Raw genomic sequence first — 19511 nt, 5'->3', positions numbered from 1 at the left:
CGTGCGGCTCAAGTGCATCAAACTGGCGGGGTTCAAATCCTTCGTCGACCCGACCACGGTGAACTTCCCCAGTAACATGGCGGCAGTGGTCGGGCCCAATGGCTGCGGCAAGTCGAACATCATCGACGCCGTACGCTGGGTGATGGGCGAGAGCTCGGCAAAAAACCTGCGTGGCGAGTCGATGACCGACGTCATCTTCAACGGCTCCACCAGCCGCAAGCCGGTGAGCCAGGCCAGCATCGAACTGGTGTTCGACAACTCCGACGGCACCCTGATCGGCGAATACGCGGCCTACGCGGAAATCTCCATCCGCCGCAAGGTGACGCGCGACAGCCAGAACAGTTACTTCCTCAACGGCACCAAGTGCCGACGCCGGGACATTACCGACATCTTCCTCGGCACCGGCCTGGGCCCGCGCAGCTATTCGATCATCGAACAGGGCATGATCTCCAAGCTGATCGAAGCCAAGCCCGAAGACCTGCGCAACTTTATCGAAGAAGCAGCCGGCATCTCCAAGTACAAGGAGCGCCGCCGCGAGACCGAGAACCGTATTCGCCGCACCCATGAAAACCTCGCCCGCCTCACCGACCTGCGCGAAGAGCTGGAGCGCCAGTTGGAGCGCCTGCACCGCCAGGCCCAGGCGGCCGAGAAGTATCAGGAATACAAGGGCGAAGAGCGCCAGCTCAAGGCGCAACTGTCGGCCCTGCGCTGGCAGGCGTTGAACGATCAGGTGGGCCAGCGCGAAGCGATCATCGGCACCCAGGAAATCAGCTTTGAAGCGCTGGTGGCCGAACAGCGCAATGCCGACGCCGCCATCGAGCGCCTGCGCGACGGGCACCATGACCTGTCCGAGCGCTTCAATCTGGTGCAGGGCCGCTTCTATTCGGTGGGCGGTGATATTGCCCGGGTCGAGCAAAGCATCCAGCACGGCCAGCAGCGCCTGCGTCAGTTGCAGGACGATTTGAAGGAAGCCGAACGCGCGCGCCTGGAAACCGAATCGCACCTGGGCCACGACCGCACCTTGCTGCTGACGTTGGGCGAAGAGCTGGACATGCTCACCCCCGAGCGGGAAATCACCAACGCCGCTGCCGAAGAGGCCGCCGCTGCGCTGGAAGAATCCGAAACCACCATGCACGGCTGGCAGGAGCAGTGGGACGCCTTCAACCTGCAATCCGCCGAACCGCGGCGCCAGGCCGAGGTGCAGCAGTCGCGTATCCAGCAACTGGAAACCAGCATGGAGCGCCTGGCCGAGCGCCAGCGTCGTCTGCAGGAAGAGCGCGTGCTGCTTGCCGCCGACCCGGAAGACGCGGCGATCATGGAGCTGAGCGAGCAACTGGCCGAAAGCGAAATGACCCTGGAGGAGCTGGAAGCCAGCGAAGAACAACAAGTGGAGCGCCTGGAGCAATTGCGTCAGCAACTGCAACAGGCGACCCAGGCCCAGCAGCAGGCCCAGGGCGATTTGCAGCGGCTTAACGGCCGCCTGGCGTCCCTTGAAGCCTTGCAGCAAGCAGCGTTGGACCCAGGCACCGGCACCGCCGAATGGCTGCGTGACCAGCACCTGGCCGAGCGTCCGCGCTTGGCCGAAGGCTTGAAAGTTGAAGCCGGTTGGGAACTGGCGGTAGAGACCGTTCTAGGCGCCGACCTGCAAGCCGTACTAGTGGATGATTTTGGCGGCTTCGACCTGGCCGGTTTTGCCCAGGGCGATCTGCGTCTGCTCAGCCCTGCTGCTGATGGCACGCGAGTGCCGGGCAGCCTGCTGGACAAGGTCGAAGCGGCGATTGACCTGTCGCCGTGGCTGGGCCAGGTCAAGCCGGTGGAGTCCCTGGAACAGGCCCTGGCCCAGCGCGGTCAACTGGCGGGCGGCGAAAGCCTGATCAGCCGCGACGGTTACTGGGTCGGCCGCCACTTCCTGCGGGTGCGCCGCGCCAGTGAAGCGGAAAGCGGCGTTCTGGCCCGTGGCCAGGAAATCGTCAACCTGATCGCCGAGCGCGAAGAACGCGAAGCCACCCTGGAAAGCCTCGAAACCGAACTGCAAACCCTGCGCGCCACCCAGCGCCAGCAAGAGACCGGCCGCGAACACCTGCGGCGCCTGTTGCAGGACGAAGCGCGCCAGCAAGGCGAATTGAAAGCCCAGCTTTCCGCGAGCAAAGCCAAGGCCGAGCAACTGACCCTGCGCCGCACCCGCCTCGACGAAGAAGTGGCCGAGATGGGCGAGCAGCGCGCCCTCGAACACGAACAGATCGGCGAAGCGCGCCTGCAGCTGCAGGAGGCCCTCGACAGCATGGCCATGGACACCGAGCAGCGTGAATTGCTGCTGGCCCAGCGTGACAGCCTGCGCGAGCGCCTCGACCGCGTGCGCCAGGAAGCCCGCCAGCACAAGGACCACGCCCATCAGTTGGCCGTGCGCCTGGGTTCGCTCAAGGCCCAGCACGCGTCCACGGCCCAGGCCCTTGAACGCCTGGAGATGCAGTCCGAACGCCTGACCGAAAAACGCGAGCAACTGAGCCTCAACCTGGAGGAGGGCGAAGCGCCGCTGGAAGAGCTGCGCCTCAAGCTTGAAGAGTTGCTCGACAAGCGCATGACCGTCGACGAGGAACTCAAAACCGCACAGATCGCCCTGGAAGACGCCGACCGCGAACTGCGCGATGCGGAAAAACGCCGGACCCAGGCCGAGCAGCAATCCCAGCTGATTCGCGGCCAGCTCGAACAACAGCGCATGGAATGGCAAGCCCTCACCGTGCGCCGCAAGGCCCTGCAAGACCAATTGCTCGAAGACGGCTACGACTTGCATGGCGTGCTCAATACCTTGAACGCCCAGGCCAGCGAGAAAGAAGCCGAGGAAGAACTTGAACGGATTGCCGCACGTATCCAGCGACTGGGCGCGATCAACCTCGCGGCCATCGATGAATACCAGCAGCAGTCCGAGCGCAAACGTTATCTGGATGCCCAGGACGCCGACCTGGTGGAAGCCCTGGACACCCTGGAAAACGTGATCCGCAAGATCGACAAGGAAACCCGTAATCGCTTCAAAGATACCTTTGATCAGATTAATGGCGGTTTACAGGCGTTATTCCCGAAAGTTTTCGGTGGTGGCAGCGCTTACTTGGAACTGACGGGCGAAGATCTACTCGATACAGGGGTAACGATCATGGCGCGGCCTCCGGGCAAGAAGAACAGCACCATCCATTTGTTGTCCGGCGGCGAAAAAGCCCTGACCGCATTGGCCCTGGTGTTTGCCATCTTCAAGTTGAACCCGGCGCCGTTCTGCATGCTCGATGAAGTTGATGCACCATTGGATGACGCTAACGTTGGACGCTATGCCCGACTGGTCAAGGAGATGTCCCAGACGGTGCAGTTCATCTATATCACCCACAACAAGATCGCCATGGAAATGGCTGATCAGTTGATGGGGGTGACAATGCATGAACCGGGTTGTTCACGTTTGGTCGCGGTGGATGTCGAAGAAGCGATGGCGATGGTGGAATCCTGAGCTGCGGCATGAGAGAAAGTTTTCAGCGCGATGTCAGGTGATTTACCGGCCGAGTGAAAGTGGCAAATGGACATATTTGTTCAAGGCATTTTGACAGACGGTGTAAAGTTATCTTTGGTCGTGCTAGTTTAATGTCAATTTTTCGTATGCGTGGGCAAAACGTCAGTCAGAACATAGAGTTGGCGCCACGTTTTAAAGCGGTTTGCACGGTGCTAAACCCCTTATTTTTCAGCATTTTTTATTAGAGGCACGGGATTACATGGAAATCGGTCTGCGCGAGTGGCTGATCGTCATCGGCATCATTGTCATTGCCGGTATTCTTTTTGATGGCTGGCGCCGCATGCGCGGTGGCAAGGGCAAGCTCAAATTCCGTCTGGACCGCAACCTGTCCAACTTGCCCGACGACGACGGCAGTGCCGAGCTGCTGGGGCCGCCCCGTGTGCTGGATACCCATAAGGAGCCGCAACTGGACGAGCATGACTTGCCGTCGATGAGTGCGCCGGTGCGTGAAGCCCGCGAGCCCTCGTCCAAGCGTGGCAAGCGCGCCAGTGCAGCTGTTGCCGAACCCCATCAGGGTGACCTGAACCTCGATGTCGATGAAGGCCCGAGCTTCAGCAGCCGTGATAACGATTTCCCGGATGAAAACGCCGGCAAGAATGCGCCGCGTCAATCCGTCAACGATCAGCCTGCCGCCGAAGAAGTGCTGGTGATCAGCGTGATCTGCCGCGACGCCGCCGGCTTCAAGGGCCCGGCCCTGTTGCAGAACATCCTCGAAAGCGGCCTGCGCTTTGGCGAGATGGATATTTTCCACCGCCACGAAAGCATGGCCGGCAACGGCGAAGTGCTGTTCTCCATGGCCAACGCGGTCAAGCCAGGCACTTTCGACCTGGACGACATCGACCTGTTCAGCACCCCTGCGGTGAGCTTCTTCCTCGGCCTGCCGGGCCCGCGTCACCCGAAACAAGCCTTCGACGTGATGGTGGCCGCTGCCCGCAAGCTGTCCCAGGAACTCAACGGCGAGCTCAAGGACGACCAACGCAGCGTCCTGACCGCCCAGACCATCGAACACTACCGTCAGCGCATCGTCGAGTTCGAGCGTCGCGCCCTGACACAGAAACGCTGAGGATTGGTTTCCAGCGTTGTCATTAGAATAAGCGCACCAACATTTGAGCAGCTTCGGCTGCTCTTTTGCTTTATGAGAGAACACCCATGACCGCCGCCCACACCCGCATCCTCGAACTGCGCGCTGAACTGGATCAGCACAACTACCGTTACCACGTGCTCGATGAGCCAAGCATTCCGGACGCCGAATACGACCGCCTGTTCCACGAGCTCAAGGCCCTGGAGGCCGAGCATCCGGAGCTGGTGACGCGTGATTCACCGACGCAGCGGGTCGGCAGTGCGGCATTGTCAGCCTTCACCCAGGTGCGTCACGAGATCCCCATGCTCAGCCTGGGCAATGCGTTTGATGAAACCACCATGCTGGAATTTGATCGCCGGGTCACCGAGGGGCTCGACCTGCCCGTGGGTGATCTGTTCGGCGGTGGCGCGGCGGTGGAATACAGCTGCGAACCGAAGCTGGATGGCCTGGCGGTCAGCCTGCTTTACCAGGATGGCGAATTGGTACGCGGCGCCACCCGTGGCGACGGCACCACCGGCGAGGACATCAGCGTCAACGTGCGCACCGTGCGCAATATCCCGTTGAAACTGCACGGCAGCGGCTGGCCGGCGACCCTGGAAGTGCGCGGCGAAGTGTTCATGTCCAAGGCCGGTTTCGAGCGGCTCAACGCCTCGCAACTGGAAGTCGGCGGCAAGACCTTCGCCAACCCGCGTAATGCGGCGGCGGGCAGCTTGCGTCAGCTGGATTCGAAGATCACCGCCAGCCGTCCGCTGGAGTTCTGCTGCTACGGCATCGGCCAGGTAACCGGGGATATCAGCGACACCCATATCGGTAACTTGAAGCAACTGCAGAAGTGGGGCATGCCCATCAGCCATGAGTTGAAACTGGCCAATGGCATCCAGGAGTGCTTGGACTATTACCGCGATATCGGCGAGCGTCGTAACAGCCTGCCCTATGAAATCGACGGCGTGGTGTTCAAGGTCAACAGCATTGCCTCCCAGCGTGAACTGGGCTTCCGAGCCCGCGAACCGCGCTGGGCCATCGCGCACAAATTCCCGGCCATGGAAGAACTCACCGAGTTGCTCGACGTAGAGTTCCAGGTCGGCCGCACCGGCGCCGTAACCCCAGTGGCGCGCTTGAAACCGGTCAAGGTGGCGGGCGTCACCGTGTCCAACGCCACCCTGCACAACATGGATGAAGTCGCGCGCCTGGGCTTGATGATCGGCGATACCGTGATCATCCGGCGTGCCGGGGATGTGATCCCGCAGGTTGTCTCCGTGGTCACCGAGCGCCGCCCGGAACACGCCCGTGCGGTGCAGATCCCCGAAAGCTGCCCGGTGTGCGGCTCCCATGTGGAGCGCACGCAACTGGTCAAGCGCAGCAAGGGCAAGGAAACCGTCAGCGAAGGCGCGGTGTACCGCTGCGTCGGGCGCCTGGCCTGTGGTGCCCAGCTAAAGCAGGCGATTATCCATTTCGTCTCGCGCCGGGCCATGGACATCGACGGGCTCGGTGACAAAACCATCGAGCAACTGGTGGATGAAAAACTCATCGGTTCGCCGGCCGACCTCTACAAACTCAAGTACGAGCAGATCATCGACCTGGAAGGCTTTGCCGATATTTCCAGCAAGAAGCTGATCACCGCCATCGAAAACAGCAAGACCCCGACCCTGGCGCGCTTTATCTACGCCCTGGGCATTCCCGACGTGGGCGAAGAGACGGCCAAGGTGCTGGCGCGCTCCCTGGCGTCCCTTGAGCGTGTGCAGAAGGCCTTGCCGGAAGTGTTGACGTACCTGCCGGATGTGGGCCTGGAAGTGGCCCATGAGATCCACAGTTTCTTCGAAGACAGCCACAACCAGGAAGTTATCGGCGCGTTGCTGTCGCCTGATGAATGCGGCCTGCAATTGCAGGATCAGGGCGAGCTGAGCGCCGAGTTCGCCGCCAGTACCACCTTGGGCGGCTTCCTCGACAAGCTGCACGTACCCTCCGTCGGCCCCGGCGCCGCGCAGAAACTTGCGGACAAGTTCGGCAGCCTGGAAGGCGTGATCAAGGCGGACTGGCTCGACATGCGCCAGGCGCTGCCGGAGAAGCAGGCCAAGGCCGTGCGCGAGTTTTTCGATAACCCGGACAACGCCAGCCATGCCCTGGCCATCGAGCAGCAGCTCAAGGACTTCGGCATGCACTGGCAGAGCGAGAAGAAGGTGGTTGAAGGTCTGCCCGAAGCAGGGCATACCTGGGTGCTCACCGGCTCCCTGGAGCTGATGAGTCGCGACGTGGCCAAGGATAAGCTCGAAAGCCTCGGCGCCAAGGTGGCCGGTTCCGTGTCGGCCAAGACCCATTGCGTCGTGGCCGGGCCGGGTGCCGGCTCCAAGTTGGCCAAGGCCAGCGAACTGGGGTTGAAGGTGCTGGACGAAGAGGCCTTTGTCGCGTTCCTGGCCAAACACAACATTTCGGTCTGACGCGGCGCCGGTGGTGAGCGGGCTTGTCGAATCGTCGCACCGCCCGCGCCGGGCTGCGAAGCCGCCCTTGAAGAAAGTGGAACGATCCTGAGTCCCAGATGATCTAGTCTCAGTCACCCAGGGAGAGATCGCCATGTTCCGCTACTTCGAGCAACTCAGTTCGCGCATCGCCGCACCGTTCATGGCCGAAACCTCGCGCAACGGCAAGGTGTGGCAGTGTCGGTGCGGGCAAGCGCTGTTCTTTCGCAACAGCCAATGCCTGGCTTGCCAGGCGCTGCTGGGTTATCAGGCGCAGCAAAGCCGCTTGTCCTCCTTGCAGCCTGGGCCCGTGGAAGGCACCTGGCTACAGGATGACAACCTCGACGCCGGCGCCTTCCGCCGCTGCGCCAACCTCGACACCGCGGCGGCCTGCAACTGGCTGATCCCCGCCCACAGCACCGCACCGCTGTGCGTGGCGTGCAGCCTCAACCGCACCATCCCTGACCTGTCGATCCCGGAGAACCCTGAGCGCTGGCGCAAGGTGGAGACCGCCAAGCGTCGGCTGGTGGCGCAGTTGATCAGCCTGGGCCTGCAAGTGGTGCCCAAGAGCGTCGACGAGGACAGCGGCCTGGCGTTCGACTTCGTCGGCATCGATCTGGAAGGCAACGCGCCCATGACCGGGCATGCCAACGGCCTGATCACCCTCGACATCAAGGAAGCCGACGACGCCCACCGCGAAAAAATCCGCGTGCAGATGCGCGAACCCTATCGCACCTTGCTGGGCCATTTTCGCCATGAGGTCGGCCACTATTACTGGGACCGTCTGATCGCCAACAGCCACTGGCTGGAGCCTTTTCGCAGCCTGTTCGGCGACGAACGCGCCAGTTACGCCGAGGCCCTCGATCAGCACTACCAGAACGGCCCGCGCCCCGACTGGCAGCAAACCTGCGTCAGTGCCTACGCCACCATGCACCCCTGGGAAGACTGGGCCGAAACCTGGGCCCACTACTTGCACATGATGGACGCCGTCGACACCGCCCTGGGCTTTGGCATGAGCGCCCGTGAGATGGACCTGGATTACCAGCCATTCCCCCTCACCACCCTCTACGACCCCGAACATCCCGGCGGCGTGGCATTCCTGTCCTTCGTCAACGCCTGGATCGAACTGGCCGGCATGCTCAATGAACTGTCCCGCGCCATGGGCCAGCCGGACTTCTACCCATTCGTGCTGCCACCGGCGGTGATTGCCAAGCTGCACTTCATCCACCTGGTGATCCAGGAAGAGGGTGGCCGGGCGGACGAGGTGTTGCAGGCACAATGATGAACCCCTGTGGGAGGGGATGCTGACGGCCATGGCAAGTGCTTGAACCCCTTCATATTTTTAATCCTTCGCCAACGGTTGTAACTTCCGATGAGATCGGTACAATGGCCCCGCTTGCCGAGAGGCCAGCGTCGTTATGGTGACCCCATCGGTCCCCCCGCAACGATTACCCGTGAACCTGGTCAGAGCCGGAAGGCAGCAGCCACAGCGGGAACATTGTGTGCCGGGGTGTGGCTGGTGGGGTTGCCTCCATAACGCTCTTCCTTGCCGTCCCCCTTCGATTCAAATCCAAATGACCTGTTTTCAGTCAACTGCCGATGTTTTATTGCGCGGTCGATGATGGTTGTTTCACAACTTTCCAACACCCCTCTGGACAACCCCAAACCGCCTTGTTAGTTTCCGCCGGCCACTTGTTACAGAGTATGACGAGGGCACCGAATTGATATTGAAGTGCCATCACTTCTTTAACTAACAAGGATGTCTGTGATGAAAAGCCTGCAAGGGTTACCCCGTCTTATCAGTGCCTCGGTAGGTGCGCCGGGTAAAGCCCGCAACTTGCCCGCCGATGTGCAGTGCATCCAGTATTTATTCAATCTGATCATTCCCAAGATGGGTTTCCCGCTGGCCGAGAACGGCAAATGCGATGGCCAGTTGGTGCAGTGCATCAGCCAATACCAGTTTCGCCACCTCAAGTATGCCCATCCCGATGGCGTGGTCGACCCCACCGGTCGTACGTTCAACAGCCTGATCGAAGAGGCGGTGAAGGTGCCGGTGAAAGCCTTCCCGACGATGCGCATACCGAGTTTTCTCAATGCATTCGGCAACAACCAGGGCGATGCGGTGCAGGCCACGGTCAATGTGTACCTGGACCGCATGCGCGCGATGATCGAGGCCGAGCGGCGTAACCGGCAATTGATGCTCCAGGCCACGTGCGACGGGGGCATGACCCTCAGCGAAACGGACTTCCAGAATGCGGCCACGCAGTTGGGCAGCGGTATTTCGGTGAATATCATCAAGGCCTTCGCCACCGTGGAATCAGGTGGGCGTTCCGGGTTCGGGCCGGCCAAGTTGCCGGTGATCGCGTTTGAAGGGCACTTGTTTCGCAAGTACACCAAGCACATCTACGACCAGGCGCACCCGCTGCTGTCCTACCCCTACAAGAAAAAGGCCGGGCCACAGTGGCAGGCCAATAACAAGGACCAGGTCAAGGCTTGGGAAACCATGGCCACCGCGTTTGCCCTGGACCAGGAAGCGGCACTCATGTCGGCGTCGTGGGGCATGTTCCAGATCATGGGCTTCAACTACGCGTCGTGCGGTTACAAGACGGTGTTTGAGTTCGCCGCAGCATTAAAGGTAAATGCCGGCAACCAACTAAAAGCCTTCCTCGGTTTTTGCAGCAAGAGCCCGGCATTGATGAAGGCCATGAAAGCCAAGGATTTTACCAGCATGGCGCGTAACTATAACGGCGAGGACTACGGCAACTACGACGTCCTTATGCAAAAAGCCTACGAAAAACTTGAAGGGAAAAAATAGGATGATCCGTTTTCTAGCGATAGGTGTGTTGTCGTTGTGCGCCGTGGGCCCTGCCTTGGCCGGTTCGGCCGCGTTGCATTCGGGCAAGTACGAAGGGCTGATGCTGGCGGTGACGCCGGAGCATCAGGTCGAAGGGTTCTATTCGGAAGCCATGGGCGAGGGCGTCACCCGCCGTTGCGCGTTTTACCTGCAAGGCAAGCCTGAGGCGCTCACCACGTGGCTTGACGAGGCTCATCCCGGCAGCCTGGCGCCTTCGTCCGATGGCGTGACCCTGACGGTGGAAGAGGGCCGCCAGCACCCCGGCTGCCTGAATGTGCTGATGCCGGAGATTGCCACCGGCCTGGACCTGACCCAGACCGCCAGCAAAAAGTGGATCGGCCTGGTGACGGTGTCTGCCGACAAGGCTTACCTGCTCAAGGCCCCAGGCGCCAAGGCCGCCAAGCGTCCGTATATCGTCAAGCGCGATGTGGTCGGTGTGCTGGCCTTCAAGGACGGTTGGGCACAGGTCGAGTTCATCAATGCCGACGACCGCTCGTTCAGTGGCTGGATCAGCCAGGATCAGTACACACGGTTGACCGCTCCGGAAAGCTGATTGCGCAGACGCTTGAAATCGAAAGGTGGGGGGACGCAAGTCCGTTCCACCTTTTTGATTTGTGTCAGCCAAAAGTCTCCCGCAACAGCTCGGCAAATGCGTCCCTGGCCAGATGCCGCTGGGTGTCTTTGTGCCAGAACAGCAGGTTATCCACGGCCGCCAGCTCTTCAAATCGATAGGACGCCAGCTGATTGGCCTGCTCATAGCGGGCCAGGATCCCTTCCGGCGCCAACGCCACGCCAATCCCCGCGCTGACGCAGCCGATGATCGTGCCCCAGCTGGCATAACTGGCGATAGTCGGCTTGAAGTCATGGGGCTTGACCCAGTTTTCCAGGGCTGCGCGATAGGGGCAGCCGGGTGGCCATACCAGCAGGGTGCGGCCGGCGAGGTCCTCGGCGCCACTGATGGGGGCGCTGGACGCGCTGGCGATCAGCACCAGGCGCTCGCTGTAGACCACGCTGTGTTCGAGCTTGGTGCGTTTGTTGCCGGCGGCCACCAGCGCCACATCCAGGCGGTGGTGTTGCAGGTCGTCGAGCAACGGGCCCCAGGCGCCGGTCACCAGTTCCAGGCTGACATCGGGGTAGCGCCGGTGATACTCCGCCAGCAGGGGCGGCAAACGCCCGCTGGCGCTGGACTCCACCGCGCCGATACGCAAGGTGCCACGGGGAATGGCATTGGCGTCCACGGCGCGTTTGGACTCATCCACCAGCGCCAGGATGCGCTCGCAGTAATCCAGGAAAATCTCACCGGCGGCACTGATGGCCAGTCCACGCCCGGCCCGGATGAACAGCGGTGTGCCCAGCTCGCCTTCCAGCTGCTTGATGCGCGTGGTGATGTTGGACGGCACGCAATGCAGCAGCACGGCCGCCTGGGCCACGCTGCCGGTTTGTGCCACGGCTCGCACCATTTTCAGTTGGGCCAGTTCCATTGCTCAGTTCCAGTGATTGCAGAAGTCAGAAACGGTTAATTGTCCTGCGCCTTGCCCGGGCCAAGACTGACGGCACTCCTTCCCGGTTTCTGGACGCCGTCGATGAATGCCCCTTCACCTGTAAAGCTTACGCTAGTCATCGCCAGCGTCATCCTGTGTTGGGCCTATTCGCCGATTGGCGTGCACATGGGGCTGCACAGCTACAGTCCCGGCCAATTGGCGTTGTTAAGGTTTTTGATTGCCTCGCTGTTCATGGGCGGTGTGGCACTGGTGATGGGCATCGGCCGGCCGCGCCTGCGGGATGTTCCGTGGTTGCTGGTGCTGGGGTTCTTCGGCGTGTTCCTGCATCACACTGCGATCAATTACGGACAGCAGTGGGTAACGGCAGCGGCGTCCAGCGTCCTGGCGCAGTCGGCGCCGTTGTTCAGTGTGTTGATCGCGTTTTTCTGCCTGAAGGAGCGGGTCAGTGCCTGGCGCTGGGGCTGCGTCTTGCTGGGGCTGCTCGGCGTGCTGGTGGTGATCTGGGGGGATCAGGGACTGGGTGAGATCGACCCGCGTGGCTTGTTGATCCTGCTGGCGGCGGTGTCGTGGAGCGTGTATTTCGCCCTGCAGAAGCACTATGCCCACCGCTACAGTCCGCTGACCATGGCGTGCTACATGGTCTGGGCCGGCACTCTGATGCTGTGTGTGAACCTGCCAGGCCTGCCGGCTGCAGTGGTGCAGGCGCCGTTGGCGGAGAACGTGGCGGTGCTGGTGCTCGGGATTTTCCCCAGCGCCTTGGCGTATCTGGCCTGGGGGTATGTGTTGAAGCATGTGGAGGTCAGCCGCGCGTCGGTGGCGATGTACCTGATCCCGCCGGTGGCAATGGTGATGGCCGCGACGTTGCTGGGCGAGCACATTGCCGTGCAGGTGATGCTGGGCGCTGTGATCGTGCCGGCCAGCGTGGCGGCCATCAGCCTGGAAGGGCGCTGGCGATCAGTCGTTCAGGCAGAAGACGCGCAAGCGGTGGCCGTCGAGGTCCTGGGCGACGAAGGTATAACCGAAGTCCATGGGCGTCGGTGACTGGAGGATGAGGGCGCCCCGTTCTACCCATTGGTCGTGCAACGCGTCCACGGCGGCCGTGTCATGCAGCGAGAAGCCCACTTCACCGCCACCGCCCGTGAACCGGGCTGCCGGCTCGACGGTATGACGCGACCACAGCCCGAGCTTTACCCCGTTGTCCAGAATGAACAAGGCAAAGGTCGGGTTCAATTCGACCGGAGGCTTGCCCAGCAGGCGGCTGTAGAAATTGGCACTGGTGGCTGGGCTGTCGACGTACAGCAGGAAGTAATGGGCGAGGGGGTTCATGTGGTCTCCTTGAGAACGGGCGTGGTGTGGCGCCGAGTCTATAAGGAGTGCCTGTCAGTTTTTGTCAGGAGCGTGCAGGGGCACCGGGTCTTCGCCAGTGTATAGCTTGATGATGTCGTCGATTTCGCCGGACATTTTCATCCGCAGCAAGGTGCGCAGGATCTTTTGGGCCGGCACGTCGGGATCGTTGCGCACGATGCAGCCGAGGTTTTGCTCCTCAATCAGCGCAACTTTGTGCAAGCGCTGGCTGATTGGCATTTTCTGGTTGAAACGGTCGACGATCCATTCGTTGCTCACTGCGTAGTTGAATCGCCCCGCCACCAGCTTGTGCAGCACCTGTTCTTCGCTGCGGGCGTCGTCGCGGGTGAGTTGGCCGTTGGCAAACAGCGGGTCGAGGGCGCCATAGCGATAGTTGAGCACCGTGCCGATCGGCTGGGGTGTCAGCTTGAGCACCTGCACCGGCTGGTTGCGCACACTGACCAGCACATTGCGCTGCACCATTAAAGGCAAGCTCCAGATGTAGTCGCCGGACAGGTTGTCGAGCCACGCCTGGGTGACATAACAGCGCACATCAATATCCCCGTGGCCCATGGCTGTGGCGATACGGGCGCGGGCCAGCACGTGGAATTCCGCCGGCTGGCCAACCTGGGTGGCCAGGCTCAGCATCAAATCATACAAAATCCCCTGTGTAGGCCGGCCGTTCTCCACCTGCACCATAGGCATCGCCCAACTGTCGGAAACCGAGAAACGCAGCGGTGCAGGCGCCGCCAGGCAAGCCGTGGTCATCATCCATAAAGCGCCCAGGACTACGCGCATACACTCTCCGGGTTCAGGCCTTTTCGGGGCCAGTCAGCAGAGCTTAGTCAGATTAGGCGAGCGTGCCGGATGCAATTTCCCCCTTGCTCCGCTAGCATTACCCGCTTCCGCTTCCCAGTTGCGACGGTTTTCGATGAGTTATCAGGTTCTTGCACGTAAATGGCGTCCGCGCTCGTTCCGCGAAATGGTCGGCCAGACCCATGTGCTCAAGGCTCTGATCAATGCCTTGGACAGCCAGCGGCTGCACCACGCCTACCTGTTCACCGGTACCCGGGGAGTGGGCAAGACCACCATTGCGCGCATCATCGCCAAATGCCTGAACTGTGAAACCGGTATCACCTCGACGCCCTGCGGTACCTGCTCGGTGTGCCGCGAGATCGACGAAGGGCGTTTCGTCGACCTGATCGAGATCGACGCCGCGAGCCGCACCAAGGTCGAAGACACCCGCGAGCTGCTCGACAATGTGCAGTACGCGCCCAGCCGTGGCCGCTTCAAGGTCTACCTGATCGACGAAGTGCACATGCTCTCCAGCCATTCCTTCAACGCCTTGTTGAAAACCCTGGAAGAGCCGCCGCCCTACGTCAAATTCATCCTGGCCACCACCGACCCGCAGAAGCTGCCTGCAACGATCCTGTCGCGGTGCCTGCAGTTCTCCCTGAAGAACATGACCCCCGAGCGCGTGGTGGAGCATTTGACCCACGTGCTGGGCGTCGAGAACGTACCGTTCGAAGACGACGCACTGTGGCTGCTGGGCCGCGCCGCCGATGGCTCGATGCGCGATGCCATGAGCCTCACCGACCAGGCCATTGCCTTTGGTGAAGGCAAGGTCATGGCCGCCGATGTGCGCGCCATGCTCGGCACCCTGGACCACGGCCAGGTATTCGACGTGCTGCATGCGCTGATCGAGGGCGATGCCAAGGCGTTGCTCGAAGCCGTGCGCCACCTGTCGGAGCAAGGCCCGGACTGGAACGGCGTGCTCTCGGAAATCCTCAATGTGCTGCACCGCGTCGCCATCGCCCAGGCATTGCCGGAAGGTGTCGACAACGGCCATGGCGACCGCGACCGCGTGTTGGCCCTGGCCCAGGCGTTGCCGGCCGAAGACGTGCAGTTCTACTACCAGATGGGCCTGATCGGTCGTCGCGACCTGCCTTTGGCGCCCGACCCGCGCGGAGGCTTCGAGATGGTCCTGCTGCGGATGCTGGCCTTCCGGCCGGCGGATTCGGCAGACGCACCGAGACAGCCGCTAAAGCCAGTGGGGATCAGCCAGGCCACAGTTGATTCCGCCAAACCAGTGGCTGGCGCGGCGGTGGTCGCGCCAGTGGTTGCTGCCCCTGTTGCACCGGCGCCTGAGCCGGCACCGGTGGTTGAGCCGGAACCGGTTGTCGAGCCCGAGCCTGTCGTCGACCTGCCCTGGAATGACCCGGTAGACGCTGAGGCCGAGGTCGAACAGCAGCCCTATGTCGAGCCCGTCCTGGAAACCGTCGGTGAGCAGCCCGAGCTGACGCCGATGCCTGCGCCGACGCCGGACAGCGTGGTACCGGCCGCCCCCGAGTGGGTGTCGGCCCCGGTTCCCGAGCCGACCGTGGCCCAAGTCGAAGCCGCAACCCCCGGCATCGACCTCGACGACGAACCGCCGCTGGACGAAGATTACATCGAGCCGGACATGGATTCGGCCTACAGCTACCTGGACGACCTGGCCAGCGAGCACACCGCCGAGCCGGCCCCGGAACCCGAGGCGGAGCCTGCTGCGGCACCGGCCACCGGCCTGGCCCTGCAATGGCTGGAGCTGTTCCCGAAACTGCCGATTTCCGGCATGACCGGCAGCATCGCCGCCAACTGCACCCTGATCGCCATCGACGGCGACCACTGGCTGTTGCACCTGGACCCGGCCCACAGCGCCCTGTTCAACGCGACCCAACAGCGGCGCCTCAACGATGCCCTGAACCAGTACCATGGGCGCACGCTGACCATCGCCATCGAGTTGATCAAGCCCGAGCAGGAAACCCCGGCCCAGGCCGCGACCCGCCGGCGTATCAACCGCCAGCGCGAGGCTGAGGACTCGATCCACGGCGATCCGCTCATCCAGCAAATGATGCAGCAGTTCGGTGCGGTCGTTCGCCAAGATACAATTGAACCTGTCGAAGCCCCGGTGCCCCAGGCGTCCTGACACCGGGCTATTCATTGATCCACGTACTTTTGAGGTGATTCCCATGATGAAAGGTGGCATGGCCGGCCTGATGAAGCAGGCGCAGCAGATGCAGGAAAAGATGGCCAAGATGCAGGAAGAGCTGGCCAACGCCGAAGTCACCGGTAAAGCCGGTGGCGATATGGTCAGTGTGGTGATGACCGGTCGTCACGACATCAAGCGCGTGAGCATCGACCCAAGCGTATTGCCAGGCGTGGGCGAAGATGACCTGGAAATGCTCGAGGCGTTGTTCGCCGCGGCCGTCAACGACGCCGTGCGCAAGATCGAAGCCAACAGCCAGGACAAAATGTCCGGCGTGACCGCCGGCATGCAACTGCCACCGGGCATGAAGCTGCCGTTCTGATCGCCAGGCTTTAGCTAGACTCCAATGCCAGGCCTTGTGCCTGGCATTTTTGTTTGTGCCAATCCAATCGAACCCTGGCGCGGCACCCATGGTCTGCACCCTATACCGATAGATTCGATCAAGGAGCCCCTTCATGCCTCACGAACCGACTTTGAACCAGCGCATTGTCCTGGTCTCACGCCCTCAAGGCGCACCCACCCCGGAAAACTTCCGCCTGGAACGGGTGAACTTGCCGGAATTGGCAGACGGCCAGGTCCTGCTGAAGACGCTCTACCTCTCCCTCGACCCTTATATGCGCGGGCGCATGAGCGACGCACCGTCCTACGCCGCGCCGGTGGAAATCGACGAGGTGATGACCGGCGGGGCTGTCAGCCGTGTCGAGCAATCGCGTAATCCGAAATTCGAGGTGGGTGATCTGGTCGTCGGTGCCACCGGTTGGCAGAGCCACAGCATTTCCGACGGCCGCAACCTGATTCCGGTGCCCAATGGCCTGGCCAGCCCGTCCATGGCCTTGGGGGTGCTGGGCATGCCGGGCATGACCGCCTACATGGGCCTGATGGACATCGGCCAGCCGAAAGCCGGAGAAACCCTGGTGGTAGCGGCTGCATCCGGCGCGGTGGGTTCGGTGGTCGGCCAGGTGGCCAAGCTCAAGGGCCTGCGTGTGATCGGGATTGCGGGCGGTGCCGAGAAGTGCCGCTACGTGGTGGACGAATTGGGTTTTGATGCCTGCATCGACCACAAGAGCGCAACGTTTGCCGACGACTTGGCCCAGGCCTGCTTCAAGGGGGTGGACATTTACTTCGAAAACGTCGGTGGCAAGGTGTTCGACGCCGTGCTGCCGTTGCTCAACCCCAAGGCGCGCATCCCCCTGTGCGGGCTGATCGCCGGCTATAACGCCCATGAAGCCCCCAGCGGGCCTGACCGCTTGCCGGCGCTGCAACGCACGTTGTTGACCAAGCGTGTACGGATCCAGGGCTTTATCGTGTTTGACGACTATGGTGACCGCCAGCCGGAGTTCCTCAGCGCCATGGCGCCGTGGGTACGCGACGGCAAGATCAAGTTCCGCGAAGACGTGGTCGAGGGCCTGGAGCAGGCGCCCGAAGCCTTTATCGGTTTGCTGGAAGGGCGCAACTTCGGCAAGTTGGTGGTACGGGTCGCGCAGGATTGAGCATTTGACGCTAATCCGAGGCGCGGGTATAAACCGCGTCTCGTTGTTTTGTCGGACCACTCGCCCATGAGCTTCAGCCCCCTGATTCGCCAACTGATCGATGCCCTGCGCACGTTGCCGGGTGTCGGCCAGAAAACCGCCCAACGCATGGCGCTGCAACTGCTGGAGCGGGATCGCAGCGGCGGTACCCGGTTGGCCCAGGCCCTGAGCCAGGCCATGACCGGGGTGGGCCACTGCCGCCAGTGCCGTACCCTTACCGAAGAAGAACTCTGCCCGCAATGCGCCGACCCGCGCCGCGACGACACGCTGTTGTGCGTGGTGGAAGGGCCGATGGATGTGTACGCGGTGGAGCAGACCGGTTATCGCGGACGCTACTTCGTGCTCAAGGGCCATCTCTCGCCGCTCGATGGCCTGGGTCCGGAGGCCATCGGCATTCCGCAGCTGGTGGCGCGTATCGAGGAGCAGGGCACCTTTACCGAGGTGATCCTGGCCACCAACCCGACCGTGGAAGGTGAAGCCACCGCGCATTACATCGCCCAACTGCTGAGCAACAAAGGCCTGGTCACTTCGCGCATCGCCCATGGCGTGCCGCTGGGTGGCGAGTTGGAGTTGGTGGACGGCGGCACGTTGGCGCATTCGTTCGCCGGTCGTAAACCGATCGCGCTCTGACGATCAGCGCAGGATCAAATGTGGGAGGGGCAGTGCGGCGAATCCACTTGCCCCTGATCGCGTCAGTCCACGCAGCCGTTACCGCTCGGTGAGGGCAAAGCGGGTCAGGCAAAACGTCGGGATACCCATGTCTTCCAGGCGTTGCGAGCCGCCCAGTTCCGGCAGGTCAATGATCGCCGCCGCTTCAAAGATCTTCGCCCCCATGCGTCGCACCAGGTTGGCCGCCGCGATCAGGGTACCGCCCGTGGCGATCAGGTCATCGAACATCAGCACCGAATCACCTTCGCACAGGCTGTCGGCATGCACTTCGAGGAAGGCCTCGCCGTATTCGGTCTGGTAACCCTCGGACAGCACATCAGCCGGCAGCTTGCCCTGCTTGCGGAACAGGATCAGCGGCTTGTTCAGTTGGTAGGCGATGATCGAACCGATCAGGAAGCCGCGCGCATCCATCGCGCCGATATGGCTGAAATCGGCCTCGACATAGCGATGGGCAAAGGTGTCAGCCACCAGGCGCAGGGCCTTGGGCGATTGGAACAGCGGTGTGATGTCACGAAAGATCACCCCAGGCTTGGGGAAGTCGATGACGGGGCGGATCAGGGATTTGATGTCGAACGAATCGAAAGTCATCGTCGAAGAGTCCTGGGCGGAAAACGGACTCGAAGTATACCTGCGGCCTCACCGATTGGCGCGGCCGCAAGCGTCTGCATCAGCCTTCCAAGGAGCCACCGGCGAGTGCGCACAGCTGGATCGGGTCGAGGATGTGCACTTCCTTGCCTTCGGCGGCCAGCAGTTCGCTCTGCTGGAAGCGGGTAAACACACGGGATACGGTTTCCACTGCCAGGCCCAGGTAATTGCCGATTTCGTTGCGCGACATGCTCAGGCGGAACTGGTTGGCCGAGAAACCACGGGCACGGAACCGCGCCGACAGGTTGACCAGGAAGGTGGCGATGCGCTCGTCGGCGGTTTTCTTCGACAGCAGCAACATCATCTGCTGGTCGTCACGAATCTCGCGGCTCATCACGCGCATCAACTGACGGCGCAGTTGTGGCAATTGCAGGGCCAGTTCGTCCAGGCGCTCGAAGGGGATTTCGCACACCGACGTGGTTTCCAGGGCCTGGGCCGACACCGGGTGAATCTCGGTGTCCATGCCCGATAACCCGACCAGCTCGCTGGGCAGGTGGAAGCCGGTGATCTGCTCTTCGCCGCTGTCGCTCAGGCTGAAGGTCTTCAGCGCGCCCGAACGTACTGCATAGACGGAATCGAACTTGTCGCCCTGGCGAAACAGAAACTCGCCTTTCTTCAGCGGGCGACCGCGTTTAACGATTTCGTCCAGCGCATCCATGTCTTCCAGATTCAGCGAAAGTGGCAGGCAGAGGGGAGCCAGGCTGCAATCCTTGCAGTGAGCCTGGCTGTGAGCGCGCAGTTTGACTGGCTCGGACATTTCTTAAATCCTTGTGGGAAAACACACATAAGACGTAAGGGTACCGCACTGGTGGGCAGTGAAGCCAGCCTGTACAAAAAACAGGCAACGGTATAAAGCTTT

At 61.9% G+C, this 19511-nt stretch carries 16 protein-coding genes and 1 other RNA gene; 12 read left to right on the top strand and 5 right to left on the bottom strand.

All coding sequences use genetic code 11. The annotated features are described in order from the left end of the window. The first annotated feature begins 1 nt into the window (after position 1). The 7 genes from smc to BM416_RS06795 all read left to right on the top strand — a co-directional run bounded on the left by smc (position 2) and on the right by BM416_RS06795 (position 10491). Positions 2 to 3490, top strand: a complete 3489-nt coding sequence (smc, locus tag BM416_RS06825) for a chromosome segregation protein SMC (protein ID WP_092486747.1) — start codon at positions 2 to 4, stop codon at positions 3488 to 3490. Between the two features lie 259 nt (positions 3491 to 3749). Further along, a complete protein-coding gene (gene zipA, locus BM416_RS06820) occupies positions 3750 to 4613 on the top strand; it encodes a cell division protein ZipA (RefSeq protein WP_092486744.1) in 864 nt (287 codons plus the stop codon). Between the two features lie 86 nt (positions 4614 to 4699). Then, complete coding sequence (gene ligA, locus BM416_RS06815; protein WP_092486742.1) at positions 4700 to 7066, top strand: NAD-dependent DNA ligase LigA; 2367 nt, start codon at positions 4700 to 4702, stop codon at positions 7064 to 7066. Positions 7067 to 7199: 133 nt separating this feature from the next. Next, on the top strand, positions 7200 to 8366 hold the full coding sequence (locus BM416_RS06810) for a zinc-binding metallopeptidase family protein (RefSeq protein WP_092486739.1): 1167 nt from the start codon (positions 7200 to 7202) through the stop codon (positions 8364 to 8366). Positions 8367 to 8512: 146 nt separating this feature from the next. After that, positions 8513 to 8609, top strand: an RNA gene (ffs, locus tag BM416_RS06805) — signal recognition particle sRNA small type. A gap of 243 nt (positions 8610 to 8852) precedes the next feature. Next, positions 8853 to 9899: an N-acetylmuramidase family protein gene (locus BM416_RS06800; protein WP_092486736.1), complete on the top strand. Its 1047-nt coding sequence runs from the start codon at positions 8853 to 8855 to the stop codon at positions 9897 to 9899. 1 nt (position 9900) lies between these two features. Next, complete coding sequence (locus BM416_RS06795) at positions 9901 to 10491, top strand: hypothetical protein (RefSeq protein WP_092486733.1); 591 nt, start codon at positions 9901 to 9903, stop codon at positions 10489 to 10491. Positions 10492 to 10555: 64 nt separating this feature from the next. Here BM416_RS06795 and BM416_RS06790 read toward each other — a convergent pair whose 3' ends face one another. Further along, on the bottom strand, positions 10556 to 11419 hold the full coding sequence (locus BM416_RS06790) for a LysR family transcriptional regulator (RefSeq protein ID WP_065946879.1): 864 nt from the start codon (positions 11417 to 11419) through the stop codon (positions 10556 to 10558). Positions 11420 to 11521: 102 nt separating this feature from the next. Here BM416_RS06790 and BM416_RS06785 point away from each other — a divergent pair, with 102 nt between their 5' ends. Further along, positions 11522 to 12481 (top strand): DMT family transporter, encoded by a 960-nt coding sequence (locus BM416_RS06785; protein WP_092486730.1) that lies wholly within the window; start codon positions 11522 to 11524, stop codon positions 12479 to 12481. Here BM416_RS06785 and BM416_RS06780 read toward each other — a convergent pair. Both BM416_RS06780 and BM416_RS06775 read right to left on the bottom strand, forming a co-directional pair. Then, positions 12395 to 12766 (bottom strand): VOC family protein, encoded by a 372-nt coding sequence (locus BM416_RS06780; RefSeq protein WP_092486727.1) that lies wholly within the window; start codon positions 12764 to 12766, stop codon positions 12395 to 12397. The genes BM416_RS06785 and BM416_RS06780 overlap by 87 nt on opposite strands. 54 nt (positions 12767 to 12820) lie before the next feature. Beyond that, positions 12821 to 13582: a substrate-binding periplasmic protein gene (locus BM416_RS06775; protein WP_092486724.1), complete on the bottom strand. Its 762-nt coding sequence runs from the start codon at positions 13580 to 13582 to the stop codon at positions 12821 to 12823. A gap of 133 nt (positions 13583 to 13715) precedes the next feature. Here BM416_RS06775 and dnaX point away from each other — a divergent pair, with 133 nt between their 5' ends. The 4 genes from dnaX (at position 13716) to recR (ending at position 17968) form a co-directional block, all read left to right on the top strand. After that, the gene (gene dnaX / locus BM416_RS06770) at positions 13716 to 15749 is read left to right on the top strand and encodes a DNA polymerase III subunit gamma/tau (protein WP_092486721.1); all 2034 of its coding nucleotides are present in this window, start codon (positions 13716 to 13718) and stop codon (positions 15747 to 15749) included. Positions 15750 to 15792: 43 nt separating this feature from the next. Further along, entirely contained in the window at positions 15793 to 16131 is a 339-nt protein-coding gene (locus tag BM416_RS06765; protein ID WP_003193199.1) for a YbaB/EbfC family nucleoid-associated protein, read from the top strand. Between the two features lie 133 nt (positions 16132 to 16264). Continuing rightward, positions 16265 to 17299 carry an NADP-dependent oxidoreductase gene (locus tag BM416_RS06760; protein WP_092486719.1) on the top strand — a complete coding sequence of 345 codons (1035 nt, stop codon included), beginning with the start codon at positions 16265 to 16267 and terminating at the stop codon, positions 17297 to 17299. Between the two features lie 66 nt (positions 17300 to 17365). Further along, positions 17366 to 17968 carry a recombination mediator RecR gene (recR, locus tag BM416_RS06755; RefSeq protein WP_027603720.1) on the top strand — a complete coding sequence of 201 codons (603 nt, stop codon included), beginning with the start codon at positions 17366 to 17368 and terminating at the stop codon, positions 17966 to 17968. A 78-nt stretch (positions 17969 to 18046) separates the two neighbouring features. Here the strand turns inward: recR and BM416_RS06750 are convergent, their stop codons facing one another. Continuing rightward, complete coding sequence (locus BM416_RS06750) at positions 18047 to 18595, bottom strand: adenine phosphoribosyltransferase (RefSeq protein ID WP_027603721.1); 549 nt, start codon at positions 18593 to 18595, stop codon at positions 18047 to 18049. A gap of 79 nt (positions 18596 to 18674) precedes the next feature. Beyond that, entirely contained in the window at positions 18675 to 19409 is a 735-nt protein-coding gene (fnr, locus tag BM416_RS06745) for a fumarate/nitrate reduction transcriptional regulator Fnr (protein WP_027603722.1), read from the bottom strand. Positions 19410 to 19511 lie beyond the last annotated feature (102 nt).

Source organism: Pseudomonas sp. NFACC42-2 (assembly GCF_900116055.1).
Lineage (GTDB): Bacteria > Pseudomonadota > Gammaproteobacteria > Pseudomonadales > Pseudomonadaceae > Aquipseudomonas > Aquipseudomonas marginalis.
Note: the sequence above shows the minus strand (reverse complement) of the source record. Positions and strands in the feature narration are given on the sequence as shown.

Bases quoted from the DNA above. Each gene is read 5' to 3' on its own strand.
- BM416_RS06750 (WP_027603721.1), bottom strand. From the start codon at position 18,595: ATGACTTTCGATTCGTTCGACATCAAATCCCTGATCCGCCCCGTCATC.
- BM416_RS06795 (WP_092486733.1), top strand. From the start codon at position 9,901: ATGATCCGTTTTCTAGCGATAGGTGTGTTGTCGTTGTGCGCCGTGGGC.
- BM416_RS06785 (WP_092486730.1), top strand. From the start codon at position 11,522: ATGAATGCCCCTTCACCTGTAAAGCTTACGCTAGTCATCGCCAGCGTC.
- dnaX (WP_092486721.1), top strand. From the start codon at position 13,716: ATGAGTTATCAGGTTCTTGCACGTAAATGGCGTCCGCGCTCGTTCCGC.
- BM416_RS06790 (WP_065946879.1), bottom strand. From the start codon at position 11,419: ATGGAACTGGCCCAACTGAAAATGGTGCGAGCCGTGGCACAAACCGGC.
- BM416_RS06760 (WP_092486719.1), top strand. From the start codon at position 16,265: ATGCCTCACGAACCGACTTTGAACCAGCGCATTGTCCTGGTCTCACGC.
- BM416_RS06780 (WP_092486727.1), bottom strand. From the start codon at position 12,766: ATGAACCCCCTCGCCCATTACTTCCTGCTGTACGTCGACAGCCCAGCC.
- BM416_RS06800 (WP_092486736.1), top strand. From the start codon at position 8,853: ATGAAAAGCCTGCAAGGGTTACCCCGTCTTATCAGTGCCTCGGTAGGT.
- ligA (WP_092486742.1), top strand. From the start codon at position 4,700: ATGACCGCCGCCCACACCCGCATCCTCGAACTGCGCGCTGAACTGGAT.
- recR (WP_027603720.1), top strand. From the start codon at position 17,366: ATGAGCTTCAGCCCCCTGATTCGCCAACTGATCGATGCCCTGCGCACG.
- fnr (WP_027603722.1), bottom strand. From the start codon at position 19,409: ATGTCCGAGCCAGTCAAACTGCGCGCTCACAGCCAGGCTCACTGCAAG.
- BM416_RS06775 (WP_092486724.1), bottom strand. From the start codon at position 13,582: ATGCGCGTAGTCCTGGGCGCTTTATGGATGATGACCACGGCTTGCCTG.
- BM416_RS06810 (WP_092486739.1), top strand. From the start codon at position 7,200: ATGTTCCGCTACTTCGAGCAACTCAGTTCGCGCATCGCCGCACCGTTC.
- zipA (WP_092486744.1), top strand. From the start codon at position 3,750: ATGGAAATCGGTCTGCGCGAGTGGCTGATCGTCATCGGCATCATTGTC.
- BM416_RS06765 (WP_003193199.1), top strand. From the start codon at position 15,793: ATGATGAAAGGTGGCATGGCCGGCCTGATGAAGCAGGCGCAGCAGATG.